This is a genomic window from Kribbella ginsengisoli (assembly GCF_039537185.1).
Lineage (GTDB): Bacteria > Actinomycetota > Actinomycetes > Propionibacteriales > Kribbellaceae > Kribbella > Kribbella koreensis.
The window spans coordinates 587,448-606,283 of sequence record NZ_BAABAA010000001.1 but is presented as its reverse complement, the minus strand read 5'-3'; the positions used below and the strand labels follow the sequence as shown (position 1 = coordinate 606,283).

Here is an 18,836-nt window from a genome sequence, read left to right as displayed (position 1 = left end):
GTTCTACCTCGGTGCGAAGTTCGCCGTCAGTACCTGGTCCGCGGTCACCCCGAAGGAGTACGACGCGTCGGTCGAGACCACCACGCCGCCCACGGTCCAGTTCTGGAAAACGCTATCCGACGCAGCCGTGGCTGTCACGGTCACCTGCGCGCCGACCTCGTACGTTCCCGGTTCCGACTCGTTCCCGGCGATCGTGGCGGTACCGTTCCCGGCCGCCGCGACCGAGACGTGCCGCTGGACGACGTTGATCACCATCACGTTGTGCAGCGTCACCGGCCCGGTGCTGGTCGCGCCGTTGTAGCGGGCCAGGTTGGTCGCCTCGACGTCACCCTTGACCACCTTCACCGTGAAGCCGTCGCCGCCGAGGTTGTCGGTACCCAGGTTGAACGCGTCGACCTGGCCGTCGTTGACGACCAGCCCGTCGTGGAACCCGTAGGCGAACACGTTGAACAGGGTCAGGCCGGTCGCGCCGTCGACGGTGACGATCTTGGCCGTCTTGCGCATGTACTTGTCGATCACCAGCTCGAAGATGCTGCCCTCGTTCATCCAGTTCGGCTGCTGGTAGCCGATCCGGGTGACCGCGTTGCCGTTCGACAGCACCCCCTCGATCCGCCCGCCGGTACTGCGGCCGACGGCGATCGCGTGGTCGAAGAAGGCGCCGGCGATCTTGCGGACCACGAACCCGTCGTTGCGGAACGTCGTGAAGTCGACGCCGTTCCATGCGTTCGGGAACCCGGCGTTGATGACGTAGGTCGAGGCGCCCTTGCCGCGCACGGCGTACGGGTAGGGAACGACGCCCTCGGCCTTGCCCGGGTTCTGCTCGGGATAGAAGACCCGCAGCCCGCGGACGCCGGACTTCTTGCCATCCAAAGTGAGCAGCGCGGTTGCCGTGTCGGGAGCGGCCGTTGCCCGTCCCTCGAAGGCGTGCAGGACCGTACCTCCGCTGTTACCGCCCTGATCGCGGTTCGGGACAGCAGATGCGCCGCGCAACTCGACCTTCGCGGGGATGGTGAGGTGCGTGCTGATCCGGTACCAGCCGGCCGGGAGATAGACGATCCCGCCGCCCGCACGACCGGCCTTGTCCAGGGTCTTCTGTACTGCGCTCGTCGCGTCCGCCGCCGGGAGGTAGCCGACCCCGTGCGGTGCGTCCGCGACGTACAGGGCATCCTCCGCCGGGCTGGGGAGTGCTCTGGCTGTATAGGTCGGAGCGACTCCGGCCATCCGGTGCACGATCCCCGCGACCGTCCCGGTCACTGTCGTGCCGGTGACCTTCACATAGCCGCGGGAGTCGTTCTGAATGCCCTGGTCGCCCTCGAGACGGCCGCCGGCCAGGGTGAGACCCCACCGGTCGTCCATCACGTCGACCTTGAGCGCCGTACCGGTGCGCTGGACATCGGGCTGCAGGAAGCTCCCGGTGAACTGCGCGCGCTGCCCGGCGACGACGTGGATGCCGACCTTGTAGTCGGAGAGCGTGATCTTGTGGAACTGGTCCCACTCGAGGTCGCCGAGCACCAGGCCGGTGCCGTTGGCCCGGGTCCAGGCGTCGAGCGTCGCGCGGGCCGGCGGGTCGAAGTCGCGCGCCGCCGCCCAGTACGCGTTGCTGAAGGTCACGTTCTCCCAGGTGCCGACGTCGGCGCCGTTGTAGGCGCGGGCGCCTTCGAAGAGAGCGGTTCCCCGGATGTTGCGGATCGTCGTCGACTCGTGCACCTGGCCGGAGCTCGGCGCGTTGCCGTGGTCGTTGGGGAAGGTGCTGATCCCGATCCCGCGGTACGAGTTGAGCATCGTGACGTCGGAGACGGTCGACATCATGTAGTTCTCGTTGCCGATCCACGCGCCGCCGGGGATCTCGAAGGTGTAGCCGTACGGGATCGGCGTCGTGGCGCTCTGGCGCGGGTAGTACGTCGTCACGCCGATCACGCCGGCCGAGCCACCGATCCGGAACAACGCCGGGCCATCGTTGCCTGAGGCAATGTCCGCGATGACGGTGGTGCCGTAGTCGCCGTGGTGATTACCGGGCTTGTCCGGGTCTCGACGGTCGCCGCGCAGGGTGCAGAACGCGTGCACCTCGACGGTGTCGGTGACCCGGTACTTGCCCGCAGGCAGCCAGATCGTGCCGCCGCCCGCGTCGACGCAGGCGTAGATGGCGTTCTGGATCGCCTTCGTCGAGTCCTTCACGCCGGTACGGTCCGCGCCGAACTCGGTCGCGTCGAAGTCGGCGACGACCAGGTCCTCCGTCGGGTTGCCGGTGTCGACCAGCTTCGGCTTGGGCACCACGACCGGCGACTCGCGCAGCTGCAGTTCCTTCACCGTGTAGTTGTCGGCACCGGTCAGGGCGACCCGGACATACCGAGCCTGCACGGTCGCGAAGCGGGTCTTGCTGAACTGGTTGGCACCCGGCGAGCCAGTCCTGCCGATCGTCGTGAACGCAACGCCGTCATCCGAGACCTGCACGGTGTAGTCGGGCGAGGAGACCGGACCCCATTCGACCCGGACGTCGTTGACCGCACGCTTCGTCCCCAGATCCAGCTGCAACCAGGAGTCTCCGGGACCGCTCGTCCAGGTGCTCTGATGGTTGCCGTCGTTGACGTTCCCCGCGTTGGCGCCGCTGCTGGCGCTCGCAGTACCGGTTGCGGCGAAGTTGGTGTCGACGATCGAGGCGTTGAAGGCATTGAGCTTCGTCTGCAGAGCCTGCAGCGCCGCCTTCACCTGTACGTCGGTGACGCCCGGCGCCGTGGCGACCGTCCGGGCGTCGTTGATCGCCTGCAGGAAGCTCGCGCGGCTTCCCACCGGGAACTGGCCGTCGCGCGACCCTTCCCGCGCGGCCTTCTGCACCCGGGCCGCCTCGTCGATGAGGTCGTTCAGCCCTTCGGTGACGTCGAGAACGGTAGCGACCTTCGCCACCCGAACCGCGGCGACCTTCAGGTCGACCGCGCCGTCACCGATGTGGATCCGGAAGTCCGACCCGTTGGACCGGTTCGTCATGATCGCGTCGGTCAGCGCGAATGTGTAGGTCTTCCAGGTCTTGGTGTTGCCGTAGGTGACGACCGGCGAGTTCTTGAACATCTCCGGGATCGTCGTGCCAGGGGAGTCGTAGTGCAGCCCGAACTGGCCGTTGCCCTCGTCGAAGTAGTCGATGCTGACCAGCACGAGGTTGCGGTTGTCGTAGAGGTAGGTGTCCGAGACGTTCAGGTAGAAGAAGTTCATCCCGGGCGACGGCGCCGTCCGGTCGGTCTGCCAGTAGGACCGGCCGTCCTGGACGCCGGTGATCAGGTTCTCCCCACGGTCACCAGGCCGCGGGGTGATGCCGTTCTGGGCCGGGGACGCGCCGAGGTCGACGGTCGCTCCCGCAGTACTGATCCGCAGACCCGCGACGGTGATGTCCTCGCTGCCCTGCAACCGCAGGTCGCCGCCACCGAGGCGGTTGGCGAATTCGATGTCGTTCAGCGCGAACGTACCGGTCTGCCAGGTGCCGGTGTTCTTCAGTTGGACGTTGTCGGCGTGCGCGGCTGGGTCGGCGGCCGCGTCGTACTGGAGCTGCAGAGTGCCCGTGCCGCTGTCGAGATAGGTCACGGTGACCACGACGTCGTCGGTGTTCAGCTCGCCGACGTAGTCGCCGTCGACATCGAAGGTGAAGTAGCTGGTGTCGGCGGCCTGGTCAGTGCGCCAGAACGTACGGCCTTGCTCCGTACCGGTCCGCAGACCGGCCGGATCCGCGCCGGCGGACGGCTTCACACCCAGCGTCGTCGGAGTGGCACCGAGGTCGGCGCCGACCCCGCTCGGATACATGGTTGCCGCGTGCGCGGGGGTCGCGACGAGCGCGCCGCCCAGCAGGAGAGCGGGCAACAGACCCGCTAGCAGGCGTCTTGAAGACATGACAGGAACCTCCAGGTGGCGGGCCCAGGAGTAAGGGTGCGTGTAAGTTAAACCATGCGTGTTACTTATTCAAGAGTCCGTGTCTCCGGTCGGCTGGATAGGCTTTTTCCGTGCCCAACGAAAGCTTCCCCGAGATCCAGCAGTGGCTGTCCGGTACTGCGCGCCCGCTGACCAGCCTGGTCGCGGGGTCCTCCACCGAGGATCTGGCCCCATTGGGCGAGGCGCTGGGCGACGTGAGGGTGCTCGGGATGGGGGAGGCCACCCACGGCACCCGCGAGTTCTTCCAGCTGAAGCACCGCCTCTTCGAGTACCTGGTCACCGAGCTCGGGTACTCCGTGCTGGCGATGGAGGCGAGCGAATCGGCCGCGCCGGCCGTCGACGCGTATGTGCGCGATGGTGTCGGCGACGCGGCGACCGCGGTGGCTGGGCTCGGCTTCTGGACCTGGCAAACCGAGGAGGTCGTCGCGCTGGTCGAGTGGATGCGGACCTATAACTCGGGACGGCCGGCGGCTGAGCAGGTTCGCTTCGCGGGGATCGACCCGCAGCGGTGCTCGGCGTCGGTCGCGGCGGTACGGGAGTTCCTGGCCTCGTCGGTGCCTGACCGGCTGGCAGCGTTCGACGAGGGGTTCGGATATCTGTCTGATGCCCAGCCGGGCTCGGCGCCGGACAAGGACCGGCTGGTGGTGCGGGAGGCTCAGCAGCTGATTCCGTTCCTGGAGGCCAAGGGCGCCGACGCGGATGTGCTGAACCATGCGCGGATTCTCGAGCGGGCCGGCGACCTGGTGTGCCGGGCGAAGGAGAACAAGGATCCGGCGGAGACGTTGTTCGCGGTCCGGGATGCCTACATGGCCGAGGCGATCGGGCGGCTGGCCGACGAGGATCCGAAGCGGCGGATCGCGGTGTGGGCGCACAACGGCCATCTCGCCGCCAGCCGCCAATCCGCCGAGCTACGGCCGATGGGACAGCATTTGCGGGAGCGGTTCGGGGCGGAGTACTACGCGTTGGCGCTGTTGTTCGGCTCTGGTGCGTTTCGCGCTCGGCGGCTGCGGCCCGGTCCGTGGCCGGGGCCGATGGACGGTCCGGTCGTTGCCAACAGCATCGATCGGGGTGGCTTCAATGCGCTGGAAGGTCAGTTGGCGGCGGCGAGTCCGGGTGATCACTGGCTGAACCTGCGTGGTTCCGAGGACGCGCCGGAGCCGGTGAAGCGGTGGCTGGCCGAGCCGCAGATGTTCCGGAGCTTTGGCGCGTACGTGCAGCGCTGGACGTACCGGATGCAGTTCACGCCGACGCTGCTGACCCGGGAGTACGACGGTTTGATCTACGTGGCGACCTCTACTCCGTCGGTCCCGCTACCCGAAACTGTGCCGGCGCAGTGACGCGGCTGGCGCTGTCCCGCCGATCGCTGTTCGCGGCGAGCCTCTCGGCGGCGGTGCCACTGGTGGTGAAGCCGCACGCCAAGCCACTTGCTGCGTTGTGGGCGGTGAGTGACGGCGAGAAGGTCGAAGCCGACGACCTCGCGAATCCTCACAAGCGTCGCAACAGCGCGTGGGACGGCCATACTGCCCGGACCTTCGGGGCGCGCAACGAGGTGGTCGCGTTTCAGCTTGTCGCGGAGGCCGGCGCGGCAGGCATCGGCGCTCTGTCCGTTCGGCTCCCGATCCTGCGGCAGGTCGGTGGGTCGGGAGTGATCCGGTATGCGCCGCCGGTGGCGGATCCGACGGACACGGTCGGTCGGCAGATCCAGGTCTTCTCCGAGCGGTACATGACCATTGCCGAGCGGTCCAACGCCGACTGGATCTACCTGCGCGACTCACCGGCCGAACCGCCGGATCCGCTGGGACCCAAGCCGGTCCAGCTCGTCCCGGAGAACGCGGCGCAGGGTGGATTCCCGCTCGCCGTACCGGCCGCTCGCAATCAGGCTTTCTGGTTCGACATCTACATTCCGCGGCGCGCACCGGCGGGCGTCTACCGCGGTCGCATCGAGGTACGCGCCGATGATCAGGTCCGGATGGTGCCGGTCGAGCTGACGGTCTTTCCTTTCACGCTGCCTGACGAGAACAGCATCGACGCGATGTTCTACTTCGAGAGTTCGCAGGTCGAGCTGCGGTACGGCCGCAATCTGGACCCGGTGTTCCACCGCTTCGCCCATCGCCACCGGGTCGAGTTCGTGGATGCCTATGACATCGCTACCGCCACCGCTGCCCGGTCTCGCTTCACCGGTACGGACTTCACGAAGTCGAACGGGTACGAAGGCCCTGGCGAAGGCGTTGGGAACACCCTGATCCCGCACACCTTCTACGGCCCGGAGCCCGACTTCGACACCCCTGAGAAGGCGAAGGCCAACGCTCCGCTCTGGACTGACTGGCTGTCGAAGAACCTGCCGGGCAAGAAGACCTTCGTCTACATGCCTGACGAGCCCAGCGCCGAGGATTACGACTACATCCGCTCGCTGTCCTCGGCCGTCCGGGCATCGGGCGCGCCCCTGCCGATCTTCACCACGCACGCCTACGACGCCGCGCTGGACGGGCCGGACAAGGCGATCGACATCTGGGCGACCGTCGCCGACCTGTACGACTCCAAAGCCGCTGCGACGCTTCGCAAGGATGGCCGGGACATGTGGTTCTACAACGGTCAGCGCCCGAACGTCGGCTCGGTGGTGATCGAGTCACCGGCCACCGACCCACGCGCCAACCTCTGGGCCGCGTTCAAGCACAACGTCTCGACGTACTTCTACTGGCACACCAACCACTGGCGCCACAATCGGCAGGTCCTGCCAGGCCGCGAGCGCAACCAGAACGTCTGGCTCGACCCGGTCACCTTCTACAACAAACGCGGCTGGTGGGCCAACGGCGACGGTGTCCTGATGTACCCCGGCGAAGACCTCATCTACCCCGACCAGGACCGAGGCATCGCCGGCCCCATCTCCACGATCCAGCTGGCCAACTTCCGCCGAGGCATCCAGGACCACCTGTACCTGACCATGGCCCGCAACCTCGGCCTCCACCACCTAGCCGACCAAACAGTCGACCAGATCGTCCCCGCAGTCCTCGACGAAGCCGGCCCAAGCGTCTCTTACCCCCAACAAGCCAACCCCTACGAACAAGCCCGCCTAAAACTCGCCCAAGCCATCGCGGCCCGAAGCTGAAAGCCGTCAGGCTCAGGCGACGCTGACGAGGGTGCGGGTGGGCTCCAGGAGGGGGAGCAGGGTGAAGAAGTGGGGGAGGGCGTCGGGGAGGCGGAGGGCGCCGGCCTCGTAGCCGGTCCAGCCGAAGACCAGTTCGCCGTCCAGGACGTGCTCGGACAGCGGCTGCGCGAAGGCGCTCAGGGTGACGCGGTCCGGGCCGGTCTGCGGGTGGTGGTCACCGCAGCCGCATTCGGGGGCGATCGTGATCGACGTCAGGGCGTCGGGGGAGTAGTGCCGCAGGCGCAGCGTCGTACCGCGGGCGGTGAACCGCGCGATCGTTGCATCGGGCAACTGAACGAGCAGCTCGACGGGCACCGGGTGGGAGCCGGGCAGCAGTCGCAGACCGCGGGCGGCAAGGAGGTCGGACAGAGCGGAGAGTTTCATCGCGGGAATCCTGTGTGGCTGGTGTCGGCGGGCGGGCCTGTGAAAAAGGGCAGGGCCTCGTGCGCCTCAGACGGCGCGCGTCAGCGACAACAACAGCGACAACACAGCGGGATTCGCATGCGGAGACTATGGCAGACGTCACCCGGCGCTGCCAAACATCGCCCGCCATCTGAGACAACTGTCCACGAGCTGTGCGCGACAGCTGCTGGCGAAGGCGGTGGGAGCGGTTGCCTGGTCAGGCAGATCCGGGCGGGCAGACCCGCCGGCTGTTCGGTCAGTACTCCGCGCAGAACCGCGGAATCACTCCCGCACCCTGCCTACGGTCGTCGGAACAGAGCTCACCGAGAGGCAGGAATCCGCCGATGCCCACCGATTCACCCAGCACAGCCCAGCACTACGACGTGGTCGTCGTCGGCGCCGGATTCGCCGGCCTGTACGCCCTGCACAAGTTCCGCGACCAGCTCGGGTTGCGGGTCCGCGTGATCGAGCAGGCCGGGGACGTCGGCGGGACCTGGTACTACAACCGCTATCCCGGCGCGCGCTGCGACATCGAGAGCTTCAACTACTCGTACTCGTTCTCCGAGGAGCTGCAGCAGGAGTGGGTGTGGACCGAGCGGTTCGCCGGCCAGCCGGAGATCCTGCGCTACCTCAACCACGTCGCCGACCGGTTCGACCTGCGGCGCGACATCGCCTTCAGCACCGTGGTCGAGTCGGCCGAGTTCACCGGCGACGGCTGGTCGATCAACACGACCAACGGCACCTTCACCGCGCAGCACTTCGTCGCCGCCGCGGGCAATCTGTCGGTCGCCAAGGATCCTGGCCTGGTCGGACTCGACGACTTCGAGGGTGAGGTCTACACCAGCTCGGCCTGGCCGCATGAGGGCGTCGACTTCACCGGCAAGCGGGTCGCCGTCATCGGTACCGGCGCCAGCGGCACCCAGTTGATCCCCGAGCTCGCCGCCCAGGCTCTGGAACTGACCGTCTTCCAGCGCACCCCGAACTACGCCACGCCGATCGGCAACGGACCGATGGACCATGAGTTGCAGCAGCAACTCAAACCCAACTACGCCAAGCTGCGCGAGCGCTCCCGGGCGAACTTCGGCGGCTTCCCCTACGAGCAGTCCCAGCCGTCCGCGCTGGCGGTGAGCCCGGCCGAACGGCGCCAGACGTTCGAGGCGCGCTGGTCGCAGGGCGGGTTCCGGCTGTTCCTCGACAGCTATCAGGACCTGCTGGTCGATCCGGTCGCGAACGAGACCGCGGCAGAGTTCATCCGGGAGAAGATCCGCGAGCGGGTCACCGATCCGGCGATCGCCGAGCTGCTCACACCGACCGGCTATCCGTACGGCACCAAGCGGCCGCCGCTGGAGACCAACTACTACGAGACGTTCAACCGCCCCAACGTCCAGCTCGTCGACCTGCGACGCGAGCCGCTCGAGCGGTTCACCGCCAAGGGGATCGAGACGTCCGACGGTGTCCGCGAGTTCGACGCGGTCGTGCTCGCGACCGGCTTCGACGCGATGACCGGGCCGGTGCTACGCCTCGGCATCCGCGGCCGCGACGGCAAGGCACTGACGGAGCACTGGTCCGAAGGGCCGCGAACCTACCTAGGCCTGATGGTTAACGGCTTCCCGAACCTGTACCTGGTCACCGGCCCACAAAGCCCCTCGGTCCTCTACAACGGCCCGCTGGCCGTCGAAGACCACGTCGACTGGATCGCGGACAGCATCAGCCACCTGCGCGCCGACGGCCTGACCACGATCGAACCGTCCGCCGAGGCGGAGACCGACTGGATCGAGCAGACCCTCGCGATCGCCGAGCAGACCCTCTTACCGCAGACCGACTCCTGGTACATGGGCGCAAACATCGAAGGCAAGCCGCGCGTGTGCATGGTCTACCTCGGCGGCGTCCCGCAGTACCGCCAGATCTGCGCCGAAATCGTCGCCGACAACTACCGAGGCTTCCACCTCAGCTGACAGCTCAGTCGGCCTTCTTGCCGAACATGATCTCGTCCCAGCTAGGCACACTGGCCCGCTTCGACCCCCGCTTAGCCGGCTTCTTCTTCTCCTCAGCCGGAGCCTCAGCAGCCGGCGCCGCGCCGGCCGGCTCAGCTGCGGGCGCCTGCCCAGGAGCTGCCTGGCCGGCGGCTGGCTGAGCGGGACCGGGCTGCCCAGCAGGCTGTCCACCAACGGGCTCGGCCGAACGCCGCGGATCCGCAGGCTTCGGCGCCGCCGGACGTACACCACCCAAGCCGTGGCCTTCGGCCGGCCCCGACTCGCGCGCAGCCGGCCGCGGATCCGCAGGACGGGGCGCATCCCGCCGAGGCTCGGCAGGTCGCGCGGCCTCACGGGCAGCCGGTGGCTGCTCGGCCGGTGCCGGACGGTCGGGGGGTGGCATGCGGCGTTCGGTGAAGCGGTTTTCGGGGGCGGCGGCGCGTTCCTCCGGGGAAGATAGCGGCGGGGCCTCGACTGGGAGCTGGGCGGGGCGTTCGACCGCGCGGACTGCGGGGCGCAGGGTTGGCGGGGGCTCGATCGGTACGTCGATCAGGGTCGGCTCTTCGTCGGGGCTCGGCACCGAGTGCACCCGGCGCGGCCCGCGCTCCACGTCACGAGCGGTGCCGTACTCCGGGTCCCGCCCGAACCCACGTCCCGTGTCCCGGTTCGCGTCCCGATCCGCCTGGGCCGCGCGACCGCGCGGCAAACTGATCGTGTCCTCGAAGCCGGCCTCATAGCTGTCAGCCCCGTGATCAGGCGCCAGACTCAGATCGAAGTCGGCCACCGCGGTGAGCCGGCGCTCCGAGGTCGGCTGCGGCGCGATCACCTGCGCCTGCTCTCCGACCAGCCAGCGCGCCTCGTCGTCGTCCGGGACCGCGTAGCGCCCCGGAGCGTCGTAGGCGAACATCGCGACCTTCTCGTCGTTCTCCTCGACGAAGTACGAAACGCGCACGGCCCACCGGCCGTCGTCGCGCCGCCAGGCGTCCCACTCGGCCGACGCCGGGTCGACGCCACGGATCCGCAGCCGCTCGGTCACCCACGCACCGAGGTTGCGGGTCGGGGCGTCGCCACCGCCACGACGGCGGACGGACGCGCGCTGGGCAAGGCTCGCGACGTGATCGCGCTCGGCCAGCACGGGACCGGCGAACGCCATCACCCGCTCCATCGGCATCTGCGCGACGGCAGCGACCGCCTCGGGACTCTCGCCGGCCCGGATCCTGGCCTGGATGTCTCGTGGGCGGAGCGCGCTCTCCATTTGAATCTCCAGCTGGCCGAGTCGGGCACGGTCGCCGCGCAGGGCCGCACGCAACCGGTCGTCGACCGGGACGGCGAACTCCTCACCCGTCTCTGCCAGCGCCAGGATGAGCTGTTTGCCATCCTGGCTCAGACCGACGAGCCTCGCCTCGCGCATTGCCTATGTTCTCCTGTGCGGTTCTGAACAGTCTCTCCCGATACCTGCGCCTCGACCAAGACCGGCGCGCCGTGCCCGCCGATCAGTGTGGAGGTTGCGTCACAAAACCCCATTCTGCCTGCTCAGAAGGGTCCTTGTCGTCACATCAGTCACACTAGTCACAACCGCCAGTGATCACGACACCGAGGTGACGCAAACCGGTCGGTTCCCATCTCAGCCGAGCGGGTACGCCGCCCGCACCGCGAGCGCGCGGAGCAGGTCGTCGTGGTGATCCCCGACCGCCCGCCGGATCCCGGCCGGGACATCCTCGTCGGCGACCAGCCCGGCCGCCAGCTCGGCGACCCGTTCGTCGATCGCGTAGATCGGGAACGCCAGCAGCGCGGTCCGCGCGACCACCCAGCCCGAGCGCAGCTTCTCGGTGCCCGCGATCTCCGCGAAGTACCGGTCCACGTACGGCGCCGTGAGCTCGATCTGCGAGTGATGCCAGAACCCCTCGCACGCCGCGTAGAGCTCGTAGTTGGCGATGTCGGCGTCGGTGCTGATCTGTGCCCAGGCCCGTTCCTTCGCCTCGGCCGTCGGCAGCGCGGCGCGGCATCGGGTCGCGTGCACGGCACCTTCCGACGACGCGTCCCGAGCCAGCTCCGCGTCGATCCCGGCGTCATCGATCGCCCCGAGCGCCGCCAGCTGGAGCGTGATCACCCAGCGCAGCTCGGCATCGACTGCCAGCCCGTCCGGTACGCCGTCGCCCGCGAGCCACCCGTTCAGCAGCTGCACGTCATCGGTCGCCGCGACCACGCGCCGCGCGACCGCGAGTTGCAGGCTGCTCCCGGCCGGCGCGGACTGAAGGCGCTCGGTCAGTACGGCGGCCAGCCGCGCGCGATACGGCTCCACCGGGAGGTACCGGCCGAGTACTGCGGTCGCCCAGCCGGCCATCGTGCTGAAGGCGATGTCGTTGGTCTCGGCCGGCAGCGCGGCGAGCACCACGTCGAAGGCGAGCCGCGGGTCGAGCTCGGCGTCGGCGGTCGAGTCACGCAGGCTGTTCAGGATGACCGCGCGGGTCACACCGTCCTCGATCTTCGGCATCACCGCGGACAACTTGCCCAGGCTCTGCGCGTCGAACCGGATCTTCGCCCAGGTGTCGTCGGCCGCGTCCGGGACGACAACCGCGATCGACGGGTCCAGCTCGACCTCGACCGAATCGGCGTCGAGCAGGACCGGTACGGACACGCCCTGGCCGGACTCGTCGTACCCGCCGATGGTCAGCTGGTGCGGACGGTCGGCCGGGTGGGCGGCCGGGGCCTTGCGGTGCAGCTTGATGCCGGTGGCCGTGCGCTCGGCGGTGATGGTGTCCATGCCCGGCGTACGGAGCCAGTTCTGCGCCCACGCGTCGAGGCCGACCGCGCCGGCCTCGGTCCACTTGGCGACCAGGTCGGCGAAGGTCGCGTTGCCGAACTCGTTCGCGTTGATGTGCGCCTTGACACCGTTCAGGAACACTTCGTCGCCGAGATAGGCGTTGAGCTGCTTCAGCACCGCCGCGCCCTTGGCGTAGGAGATGCCGTCGAAGTCGTCGAGTGAGGCGAGCGCGTCCTTGACCGCGTCGGCGGCGACCGGGTGGCTCGACGAGCGCTGGTCGGCCTGCAGTCCCCACCACTTGCGCATGAACCCGAAGTCGATCCAGTTGTCGGTGTAGCGCGTCGCGGCGGTCGCCACCCGGTGGGCCATGTACTCCGCGAACGACTCGTTCAGCCACAGGTCGTTCCACCACTGCATGGTCACCGTGTCGCCGAACCACTGATGCGCCATCTCGTGCACGACGGTCCGGGCCCGGTTGCTGCGCTCGCCCTCGGTCACCGTGGACCGGAACACCATCTGGTCGCGGAACGTCACGCAGCCTGGGTTCTCCATCGCGCCGGCGTTGAACTCGGGCACGAACGCCTGGTGGTACTCACCGAACGGGTAGCGGTAGCCGAAGAGCCGGTGGAATTCGTCGAAGGCCTGCCCGGTCACCTCGAACAGGTCCTCGGCCTCCCGGTCGAGTGCCTCGGCCAGCGACTGCCGCGAGACGAGCCCGAGCGGGATGCCGTCGTGCTCACCGAGGATCTGGTGGTACGGCCCGGCGACCAGCGTCACGAAGTACGTCGAGAGTGGCTTCGTCTCCGCCAGCTCCCAGCGCCCCGGCGACACCTGGGTGGCCGCGCCGTTGCCGAGCACGATCCAGTCCGTCGGCGTGGTCACGGTCATCCGGTACGGCGCCTTGAGGTCGGGTTGGTCGAAACACGCGAAGAACCGGGGCGCGGCGTCCAGGAACGACATCGCGTAGAGATAGGTCAGCCCGTCGGCGGCGTCGACACTGCGGTGCAGGCCCTCGCCGTCGTTGGAGTACAGCATCTTCGCCACCACGACGAGCTCGTTCTCCGCGCGCAGCCCGGTCAGGCCGAGCCGGCCGTCGGCCAGGCCGGCCACGTCGACCGGCTGACCGTTCAGCGTGACCGACACCAGCTCGTCGGGTTTCACGTCGAGCCAGCTGGACTGCTCGGCGGCGGAGAAGACGATCCTGGTGGTCGATCCGAACGTCCGCTCGCCCTGGGTGAGGTCGAGGTCGACGTCGTACGAATGAACGGAGAGTGCGGCGGCCCGGGTACGGGCGCCGGCGACGGTGAGGCTCGGCATGCCGAGCACTCTATGCGCTCGTCCCAGCCGACGGCGGCGGCATCGATACAGTTTGCCCATGACCGAGATGGAGTATCGCCAGCTGGGTGACTCCGGCCTCACCGTGAGTGTGGTCGGCCTGGGTTGCAACAACTTCGGCGGCCGGATCGACGCGGGCCAGGCCGAGGCTGTCGTCGGAGCCGCGCTGGATGCGGGCATCACCTTGTTCGACACCGCCGACGTGTACCGCGGCGAGCACGGGTCGAGCGAGGAGATCCTCGGCAAGGCGCTCGGCGCCCGCCGCGACGACGTGGTGATCGCCACCAAGTTCGGCGGTGACATGAAGGGCGAGAACGGGCCCGACTGGGGTGTCCGCGGCTCCCGCCGGTACATCCGCAAGGCGGTCGAGTCGAGCCTGCGCCGGCTGGGCACCGACTGGATCGACCTCTACCAGCTGCACGTGCCGGACGAGGTCACCCCGATCGAGGAGACCCTGGCCGCACTGTCCGAACTGGTTGCCGAGGGCAAGGTTCGCTATCTGGGCAGTTCGCAGTTCGCGGGCTGGCAGGTGGTCGACGCCGACTGGGCAGCGCGGACCAATGGCTCGCAGCACTTCATCAGCGCGCAGAACCGGTACAACCTGCTCGAGCGTGAGGTCGAGGACGAGCTGATCCCGGCCTGCGAGCACCTCGGCATCGGCGTACTGCCGTTCTTCCCGCTCGCGGCCGGCCTGCTGACGGGTAAGTACAAGCGCGGCGCCGAGCCGCCTGCCGGGACCCGGCTGGCCAAGCAGCCCGAGCGGCTGGCGCGGGCCGACTTCGACAAGATCGAGGCGCTCGAGACTTTCGCCGCCGAGCGCGATCTCACCCTGCTGGACGTCGCCATCGGCGGGCTCGCGGCGCAGCCGACCGTCGCGTCGGTGATCGCCGGCGCCACCCGGCCCGAGCAGATCGAACAGAACGTCGCGGCCGGCCTGTGGGAGCCGACCTTCGAGGACCTGGCGACCCTGGACGAGCTGACCTGATGCTCATCCTGCTACCACCGTCCGAGGGCAAGTCGGGCCGCGCGCGCGGCAACGCGGTGCACTTGCCCTCGCTGTCGTTCCCCGAGCTCAACGACGTCCGCGAGACCGTGCTGGAGTCCCTGGCCAAGGTGAGTTCGACGGAGGACGCGTACGGCGTACTGAACGTCGGCGCCTCGCTGGCGAGCGAGGTCGAGCGGAACACCCGGTGGCGGTCCGAGCCGTCGGTGCCGGTCTCGGAGTTGTACTCGGGAGTCCTGTACGACGCACTGGGCTACTCGACGCTGTCGCCGGGCACCAAGCGCCGGGCCAACACCCGGCTGCTGGTGATGTCGGCGGCGTGGGGTGCGTTGCGGATGGCGGACCGCGTACCGGCGTACCGGCTGTCGATGGGTACGACGCTGCCCGGGCTCGGGCCGATGGCGTCGGTGTGGCGAGACCCGCTGGCCGCGACGCTCGAGGCGGTCGCTGGGAACTCGGTGATCGTCGACTGCCGCTCGTCGACCTACGCCGCCGCGTGGAAGCCGGTGGGTGAGCAGGCGGCCAAGTGGGTGGCGGTGTCCGTCGTGCGCGAGCGCGGGGGAGTCCGCTCGGTCGTCTCGCACAACGCGAAGCACACGCGGGGCCTGGTCGCACGCCATCTGCTGGAGTCGGGCAAGGACCCCGGTACGCCGAAGGCCCTGCACAAGCTGATCGCCGAGCGCTGGAACGCCGAGCTCGACCGGACTGGCGCTGCATGGACTCTCACCGTCGTAGAGCACGACTAGCTTTCATCCGGCATTAACGCGCAGGTGGTTTCTCTGGTCATGCGGCCGGGGAAGGGTTAGGCAGCGCAGTTCGTCAGGGGGGCCGAAGAAGTCACCGCCCAACCTCGGAGGCCTGAAGATGCGTCGCCTACTTGCCTGCTCGATCAGCGTTGTCGCAGCGACGACAGCCTGGATCGTCGGTACCCAACCAGCTCTCGCCTACCCACCGACCCCGCCGTCCGCCAGCACCGCACAGACCCAGCTGAACTCCTTGACGGTGAAGGCGGAAGGCAGCACGACCGGCTACAGCCGCGACAAGTTCCCGCACTGGCACACGGTCTCGGGGACCTGCGACACCCGCGAGATGGTGCTCAAACGCGACGGCACCGGCGTCACCGTCGACAGCAGCTGCCAGCCGACGGCCGGCAAGTGGTACAGCGTGTACGACGCCACCTACGTCACCACCTCCTCGGGGGTGGACATCGATCACATCGTGCCGCTGGCCGAGGCCTGGAAGTCCGGGGCGAGCACCTGGACCACTGCCAAGCGCGAAGAGTTCGCCAACAACCTGACCATCGCGCAGCTGATCGCGGTCTCGGCGTCGAGCAACCGCTCCAAGGGCGACAGCGACCCGGCGTCCTGGCAGCCGGCCAACGCCTCGGTGCACTGCATCTACGCCCGCGAGTGGATCTGGGTGAAGTACACCTACGGCCTGTCGCTGCAGTCGGCCGAGAAGACCGCGCTGCAACAGATGCTCGCGGCCTGCTGATTATTCGGCTACTCCCGGTCTACCCTGTGGGACCACAGCGTGACAGACCCTGGGAGGCAGCATGAGTGACACCGCTAGTGCACCCACCGCGACCGAGGATCGTCCCGAACTGAAACGCGTGATGGGCCCCGGGCTGCTCCTGCTGTTCGTGGTCGGCGACATCCTCGGCACCGGTGTCTACGCCCTGACCGGCAAGGTGGCGGGCGAGGTGGGCGGCGCGGTCTGGCTGCCGTTCCTGTGCGCGTTCGTCGTCGCGATGCTGACGGCGACGAGCTACCTCGAGCTCGTCACGAAGTACCCGAAGGCCGGTGGCGCCGCGGTCTACACGCACAAGGCGTTCGGCATCCACTTCCTCACCTTCCTGCTCACCTTCGCGGTGATGTGCTCGGGGCTGACCTCGGCCTCGAGCGCGTCGAAGGCGTTCTCGGAGAACTTCTTCAAAGCCGTCAAGATCGACTCCTCGCACGGCTCGATCCTGATGATCACCGCGCTGTCGTTCATGGCGCTGATCGCCCTGGTCAACCTGCGCGGCGTCGGCGAGAGCGTCAAGGCGAACGTCGTACTGACCCTGGTCGAGCTGTCCGGTCTGCTGATCGTGATCGCGATCGGCGCCTGGGCACTGGCCAACGGCGACGGCGACACCTCCCGGCTGACCGACTTCAACACGCCGTCGGGTGAGTCGCCGTTCAGCGCGGTCACCGCGGCGACGGCACTGGCGTTCTTCGCGATGGTCGGCTTCGAGGACTCGGTGAACATGGCCGAGGAGACCAAGGACCCGGTCAGGATCTTCCCCAAGATCATGCTGATCGGGCTCAGCATCACCGGCGTGATCTACGTTCTGGTCGCGATCTCTGCGGTCGCGCTGGTCTCTCCGGATGAGCTGAACAAGGGCGCCACCCCGCTGCTGAAGGTGATCCAGGCCGGCGCTCCGGGATTCCCGCTCCAGATCTTCGCCTGGATCACGATGTTCGCCGTGGCGAACTCGGCGCTGATCAACATGCTGATGGCCAGCCGCCTGCTCTACGGCATGTCCCACGAGAAGGTCCTGCCCGGCCCGCTCGGCCGCGTCCTGCACAAGCGCCGCACGCCGTGGGTGGCGATCCTGTTCACCACCCTGCTCGCGTTCTTCCTGATCGGGTACGCCGACCTGGCCGCGCTCGGCGGCACGACCGCGTTCCTCTTGCTGTGCGTGTTCGCGGTCGTCAACGTCGCCGTCCTGGTACTGCGTCGCGACCGGGTCGAGCACAGGCACTTCCACGCGCCGACGGCGTTGCCGGTGCTCGGCTTCATCCTGTGCGTCTATCTGGCCAGTCCGCTGTCCGGCCGCGCCGGCGACGACTACAAGATCGCCGGCTACCTGATGATCGTCGGCGTCGGGCTGTGGGCGATCACCTGGCTGCTGAACAAGTACGTGTTCAAGCGCAAGGCCGACTTCGACCCGAGCCACCTCGACCCGAGCGGTCCGGTGAACTAACCCTCGGTGCTCTGTGCGGTGGTCATCCTCGGGGTGTCCACCGCACGCGGCCGGGCGACCGGGTGGAGCGGGAGCAGCGCGGCGAGGACGACCGTGCCGAGCGCGGCCAGGCCGAGCCCGACGGCGAGCCAGCCGAGCGCCTGGTAGCCGGCGCCGGCGTCGATGGCCAGCCCACCGATCCACGGGCCGATCGTGATGCCGACGTTGAACGACGAGAAGTTGACCGCCGTCGCCAGGGTCGGCGCGTCACCGGCCAGGCTGAACACCCGCGCGTTCAGAGCCGGGTTCACCGCGAAGCCGAAGCCGCCGAGCAGGAAGATCGAGCCGATCGCGACCACCGGGGTGCCGGCCCAGACCGCGAGCGTGGCCGACATCGCGCACAGTCCGGTGATCCCGACCGCCAGGGTGCGGAAGGGCAGCGCATCGGAGTACCGGCCGCCGATCGTGATGCCGATCAGCGAGCCCACGCCGTACAGGGCGAGCACGGCCGGTACGGCGCTCGGGTGCAGGCCGGCCGTGTCGGTGAGCAGGGGAGCGAGGTAGCTGAAGACCACCAGGATCGCGGCGGTGACCAGCGCGGTGGTGGCGTACGAGAGCCAGAGCCGGGGGTTGACCATCGCGCGCAGCTCGGTCGAGATCCGTGGGGTCTGGCTGGTGTCGGGGCGGCCGAGCGGGATGGTGGCCAGGATGCCTGCCATCGCGCAGACCGACATGATCGCTACGGTCCAGAACGCGGCCCGCCAGCCGAAGTGCTGGCCGATGATCGTGCCGGCCGGCAGCCCGACGATGGTCGCGATCGTGAGGCCGCCGGTGACGACGCTCATCGCCCGGGCACGCGACGTCACCGGTACCAGCCCGACGGCGGTCACCGCGGCGACGGCCCAGAACCCGGCGTACACGAAGGCGCCGATCACGCGGGTGACGAGCAGGAACTCGTAGTTCGGGGTGAGCGCGCCGGCGACGTGGCTGAGCGCGAAGAGCGCGAGGAACACCAGCAACGCCGTCCGCCGGGACCAGCGCAGCGTGACGACCGCGAGGACCGGGGCGCCGATCAGCATGCCGACCGCGAACGCCGAGATCAGCAGGCCCGCATCCGGGATGGACACGCCGAGGTCGGTCGCCAGCTCCGGCAGCAGGCCGGCCAGCATCAGCTCGGACGTGCCCTGGGCGAAGATGGCCAGGCCCAGGATGTAGACAGCGATCGGCATCGCGCGGTGTTCCCTCCGGATTCTGGGTCGTGCAGGGCGGCTCAGAAACGGTCACCGCTGTCACCGCTGTCACCGCTGGTGACGGCGAGTATCGGGACCGTGGCATCCAGTGTGACCGAGCCACTC

Annotated in this window: 12 protein-coding genes; 7 read left to right on the top strand and 5 right to left on the bottom strand. The window is 68.6% G+C overall.

From position 1 onward, the window contains the following. Positions 1-3: 3 nt before the first annotated feature. Positions 4-3,873: a glycosyl hydrolase family 28-related protein gene (locus ABD768_RS02635; RefSeq protein ID WP_344836891.1), complete on the bottom strand. Its 3,870-nt coding sequence runs from the start codon at positions 3,871-3,873 to the stop codon at positions 4-6. Between the two features lie 110 nt (positions 3,874-3,983). Between ABD768_RS02635 and ABD768_RS02630 the strand changes: the two genes are divergently transcribed. Continuing rightward, entirely contained in the window at positions 3,984-5,249 is a 1,266-nt protein-coding gene (locus ABD768_RS02630; protein WP_344836889.1) for an erythromycin esterase family protein, read from the top strand. Continuing rightward, a complete protein-coding gene (locus ABD768_RS02625; protein ID WP_344836886.1) occupies positions 5,246-7,018 on the top strand; it encodes a DUF4091 domain-containing protein in 1,773 nt (590 codons plus the stop codon). The genes ABD768_RS02630 and ABD768_RS02625 overlap by 4 nt, the downstream gene beginning before the upstream one ends. A gap of 12 nt (positions 7,019-7,030) precedes the next feature. Here the strand turns inward: ABD768_RS02625 and ABD768_RS02620 are convergent, their stop codons facing one another. After that, positions 7,031-7,441, bottom strand: a complete 411-nt coding sequence (locus ABD768_RS02620; protein WP_344836883.1) for a hypothetical protein — start codon at positions 7,439-7,441, stop codon at positions 7,031-7,033. A 362-nt stretch (positions 7,442-7,803) separates the two neighbouring features. Between ABD768_RS02620 and ABD768_RS02615 the strand changes: the two genes are divergently transcribed. Beyond that, positions 7,804-9,414: a flavin-containing monooxygenase gene (locus tag ABD768_RS02615; RefSeq protein WP_344836880.1), complete on the top strand. Its 1,611-nt coding sequence runs from the start codon at positions 7,804-7,806 to the stop codon at positions 9,412-9,414. A 4-nt stretch (positions 9,415-9,418) separates the two neighbouring features. Here the strand turns inward: ABD768_RS02615 and sepH are convergent, their stop codons facing one another. After that, a complete protein-coding gene (gene sepH / locus ABD768_RS02610) occupies positions 9,419-10,843 on the bottom strand; it encodes a septation protein SepH (RefSeq protein ID WP_344836877.1) in 1,425 nt (474 codons plus the stop codon). 213 nt (positions 10,844-11,056) lie between these two features. Then, complete coding sequence (gene pepN / locus ABD768_RS02605; protein WP_344836874.1) at positions 11,057-13,513, bottom strand: aminopeptidase N; 2,457 nt, start codon at positions 13,511-13,513, stop codon at positions 11,057-11,059. A gap of 58 nt (positions 13,514-13,571) precedes the next feature. Here pepN and ABD768_RS02600 point away from each other — a divergent pair, with 58 nt between their 5' ends. The 4 genes from ABD768_RS02600 (at position 13,572) to ABD768_RS02585 (ending at position 17,502) form a co-directional block, all read left to right on the top strand. Beyond that, positions 13,572-14,516, top strand: a complete 945-nt coding sequence (locus ABD768_RS02600) for an aldo/keto reductase (protein ID WP_344836871.1) — start codon at positions 13,572-13,574, stop codon at positions 14,514-14,516. Further along, positions 14,516-15,280 (top strand): YaaA family protein, encoded by a 765-nt coding sequence (locus tag ABD768_RS02595; RefSeq protein ID WP_344836868.1) that lies wholly within the window; start codon positions 14,516-14,518, stop codon positions 15,278-15,280. The genes ABD768_RS02600 and ABD768_RS02595 overlap by 1 nt, the downstream gene beginning before the upstream one ends. A 118-nt stretch (positions 15,281-15,398) precedes the next feature. Beyond that, entirely contained in the window at positions 15,399-16,028 is a 630-nt protein-coding gene (locus ABD768_RS02590; RefSeq protein WP_344836865.1) for an HNH endonuclease family protein, read from the top strand. A 61-nt stretch (positions 16,029-16,089) separates the two neighbouring features. Then, positions 16,090-17,502 carry an APC family permease gene (locus tag ABD768_RS02585; RefSeq protein WP_344836862.1) on the top strand — a complete coding sequence of 471 codons (1,413 nt, stop codon included), beginning with the start codon at positions 16,090-16,092 and terminating at the stop codon, positions 17,500-17,502. On the opposite strand, the gene ABD768_RS02580 is transcribed toward ABD768_RS02585, so the two are convergent. Then, the gene (locus ABD768_RS02580) at positions 17,499-18,710 is read right to left on the bottom strand and encodes a Cmx/CmrA family chloramphenicol efflux MFS transporter (protein ID WP_343979236.1); all 1,212 of its coding nucleotides are present in this window, start codon (positions 18,708-18,710) and stop codon (positions 17,499-17,501) included. The two genes, ABD768_RS02585 and ABD768_RS02580, sit on opposite strands and share 4 nt — an antisense overlap. Positions 18,711-18,836 lie beyond the last annotated feature (126 nt).

What these genes read in the sequence shown, in the direction of transcription:
- ABD768_RS02635 (WP_344836891.1), bottom strand. Translation starts at nt 3,873, where the DNA reads ATGTCTTCAAGACGCCTGCTAGCGGGTCTGTTGCCCGCTCTCCTGCTG.
- ABD768_RS02620 (WP_344836883.1), bottom strand. Translation starts at nt 7,441, where the DNA reads ATGAAACTCTCCGCTCTGTCCGACCTCCTTGCCGCCCGCGGTCTGCGA.
- ABD768_RS02615 (WP_344836880.1), top strand. Translation starts at nt 7,804, where the DNA reads ATGCCCACCGATTCACCCAGCACAGCCCAGCACTACGACGTGGTCGTC.
- sepH (WP_344836877.1), bottom strand. Translation starts at nt 10,843, where the DNA reads ATGCGCGAGGCGAGGCTCGTCGGTCTGAGCCAGGATGGCAAACAGCTC.
- pepN (WP_344836874.1), bottom strand. Translation starts at nt 13,513, where the DNA reads ATGCCGAGCCTCACCGTCGCCGGCGCCCGTACCCGGGCCGCCGCACTC.
- ABD768_RS02600 (WP_344836871.1), top strand. Translation starts at nt 13,572, where the DNA reads ATGACCGAGATGGAGTATCGCCAGCTGGGTGACTCCGGCCTCACCGTG.
- ABD768_RS02595 (WP_344836868.1), top strand. Translation starts at nt 14,516, where the DNA reads ATGCTCATCCTGCTACCACCGTCCGAGGGCAAGTCGGGCCGCGCGCGC.
- ABD768_RS02590 (WP_344836865.1), top strand. Translation starts at nt 15,399, where the DNA reads ATGCGTCGCCTACTTGCCTGCTCGATCAGCGTTGTCGCAGCGACGACA.
- ABD768_RS02585 (WP_344836862.1), top strand. Translation starts at nt 16,090, where the DNA reads ATGAGTGACACCGCTAGTGCACCCACCGCGACCGAGGATCGTCCCGAA.
- ABD768_RS02580 (WP_343979236.1), bottom strand. Translation starts at nt 18,710, where the DNA reads ATGCCGATCGCTGTCTACATCCTGGGCCTGGCCATCTTCGCCCAGGGC.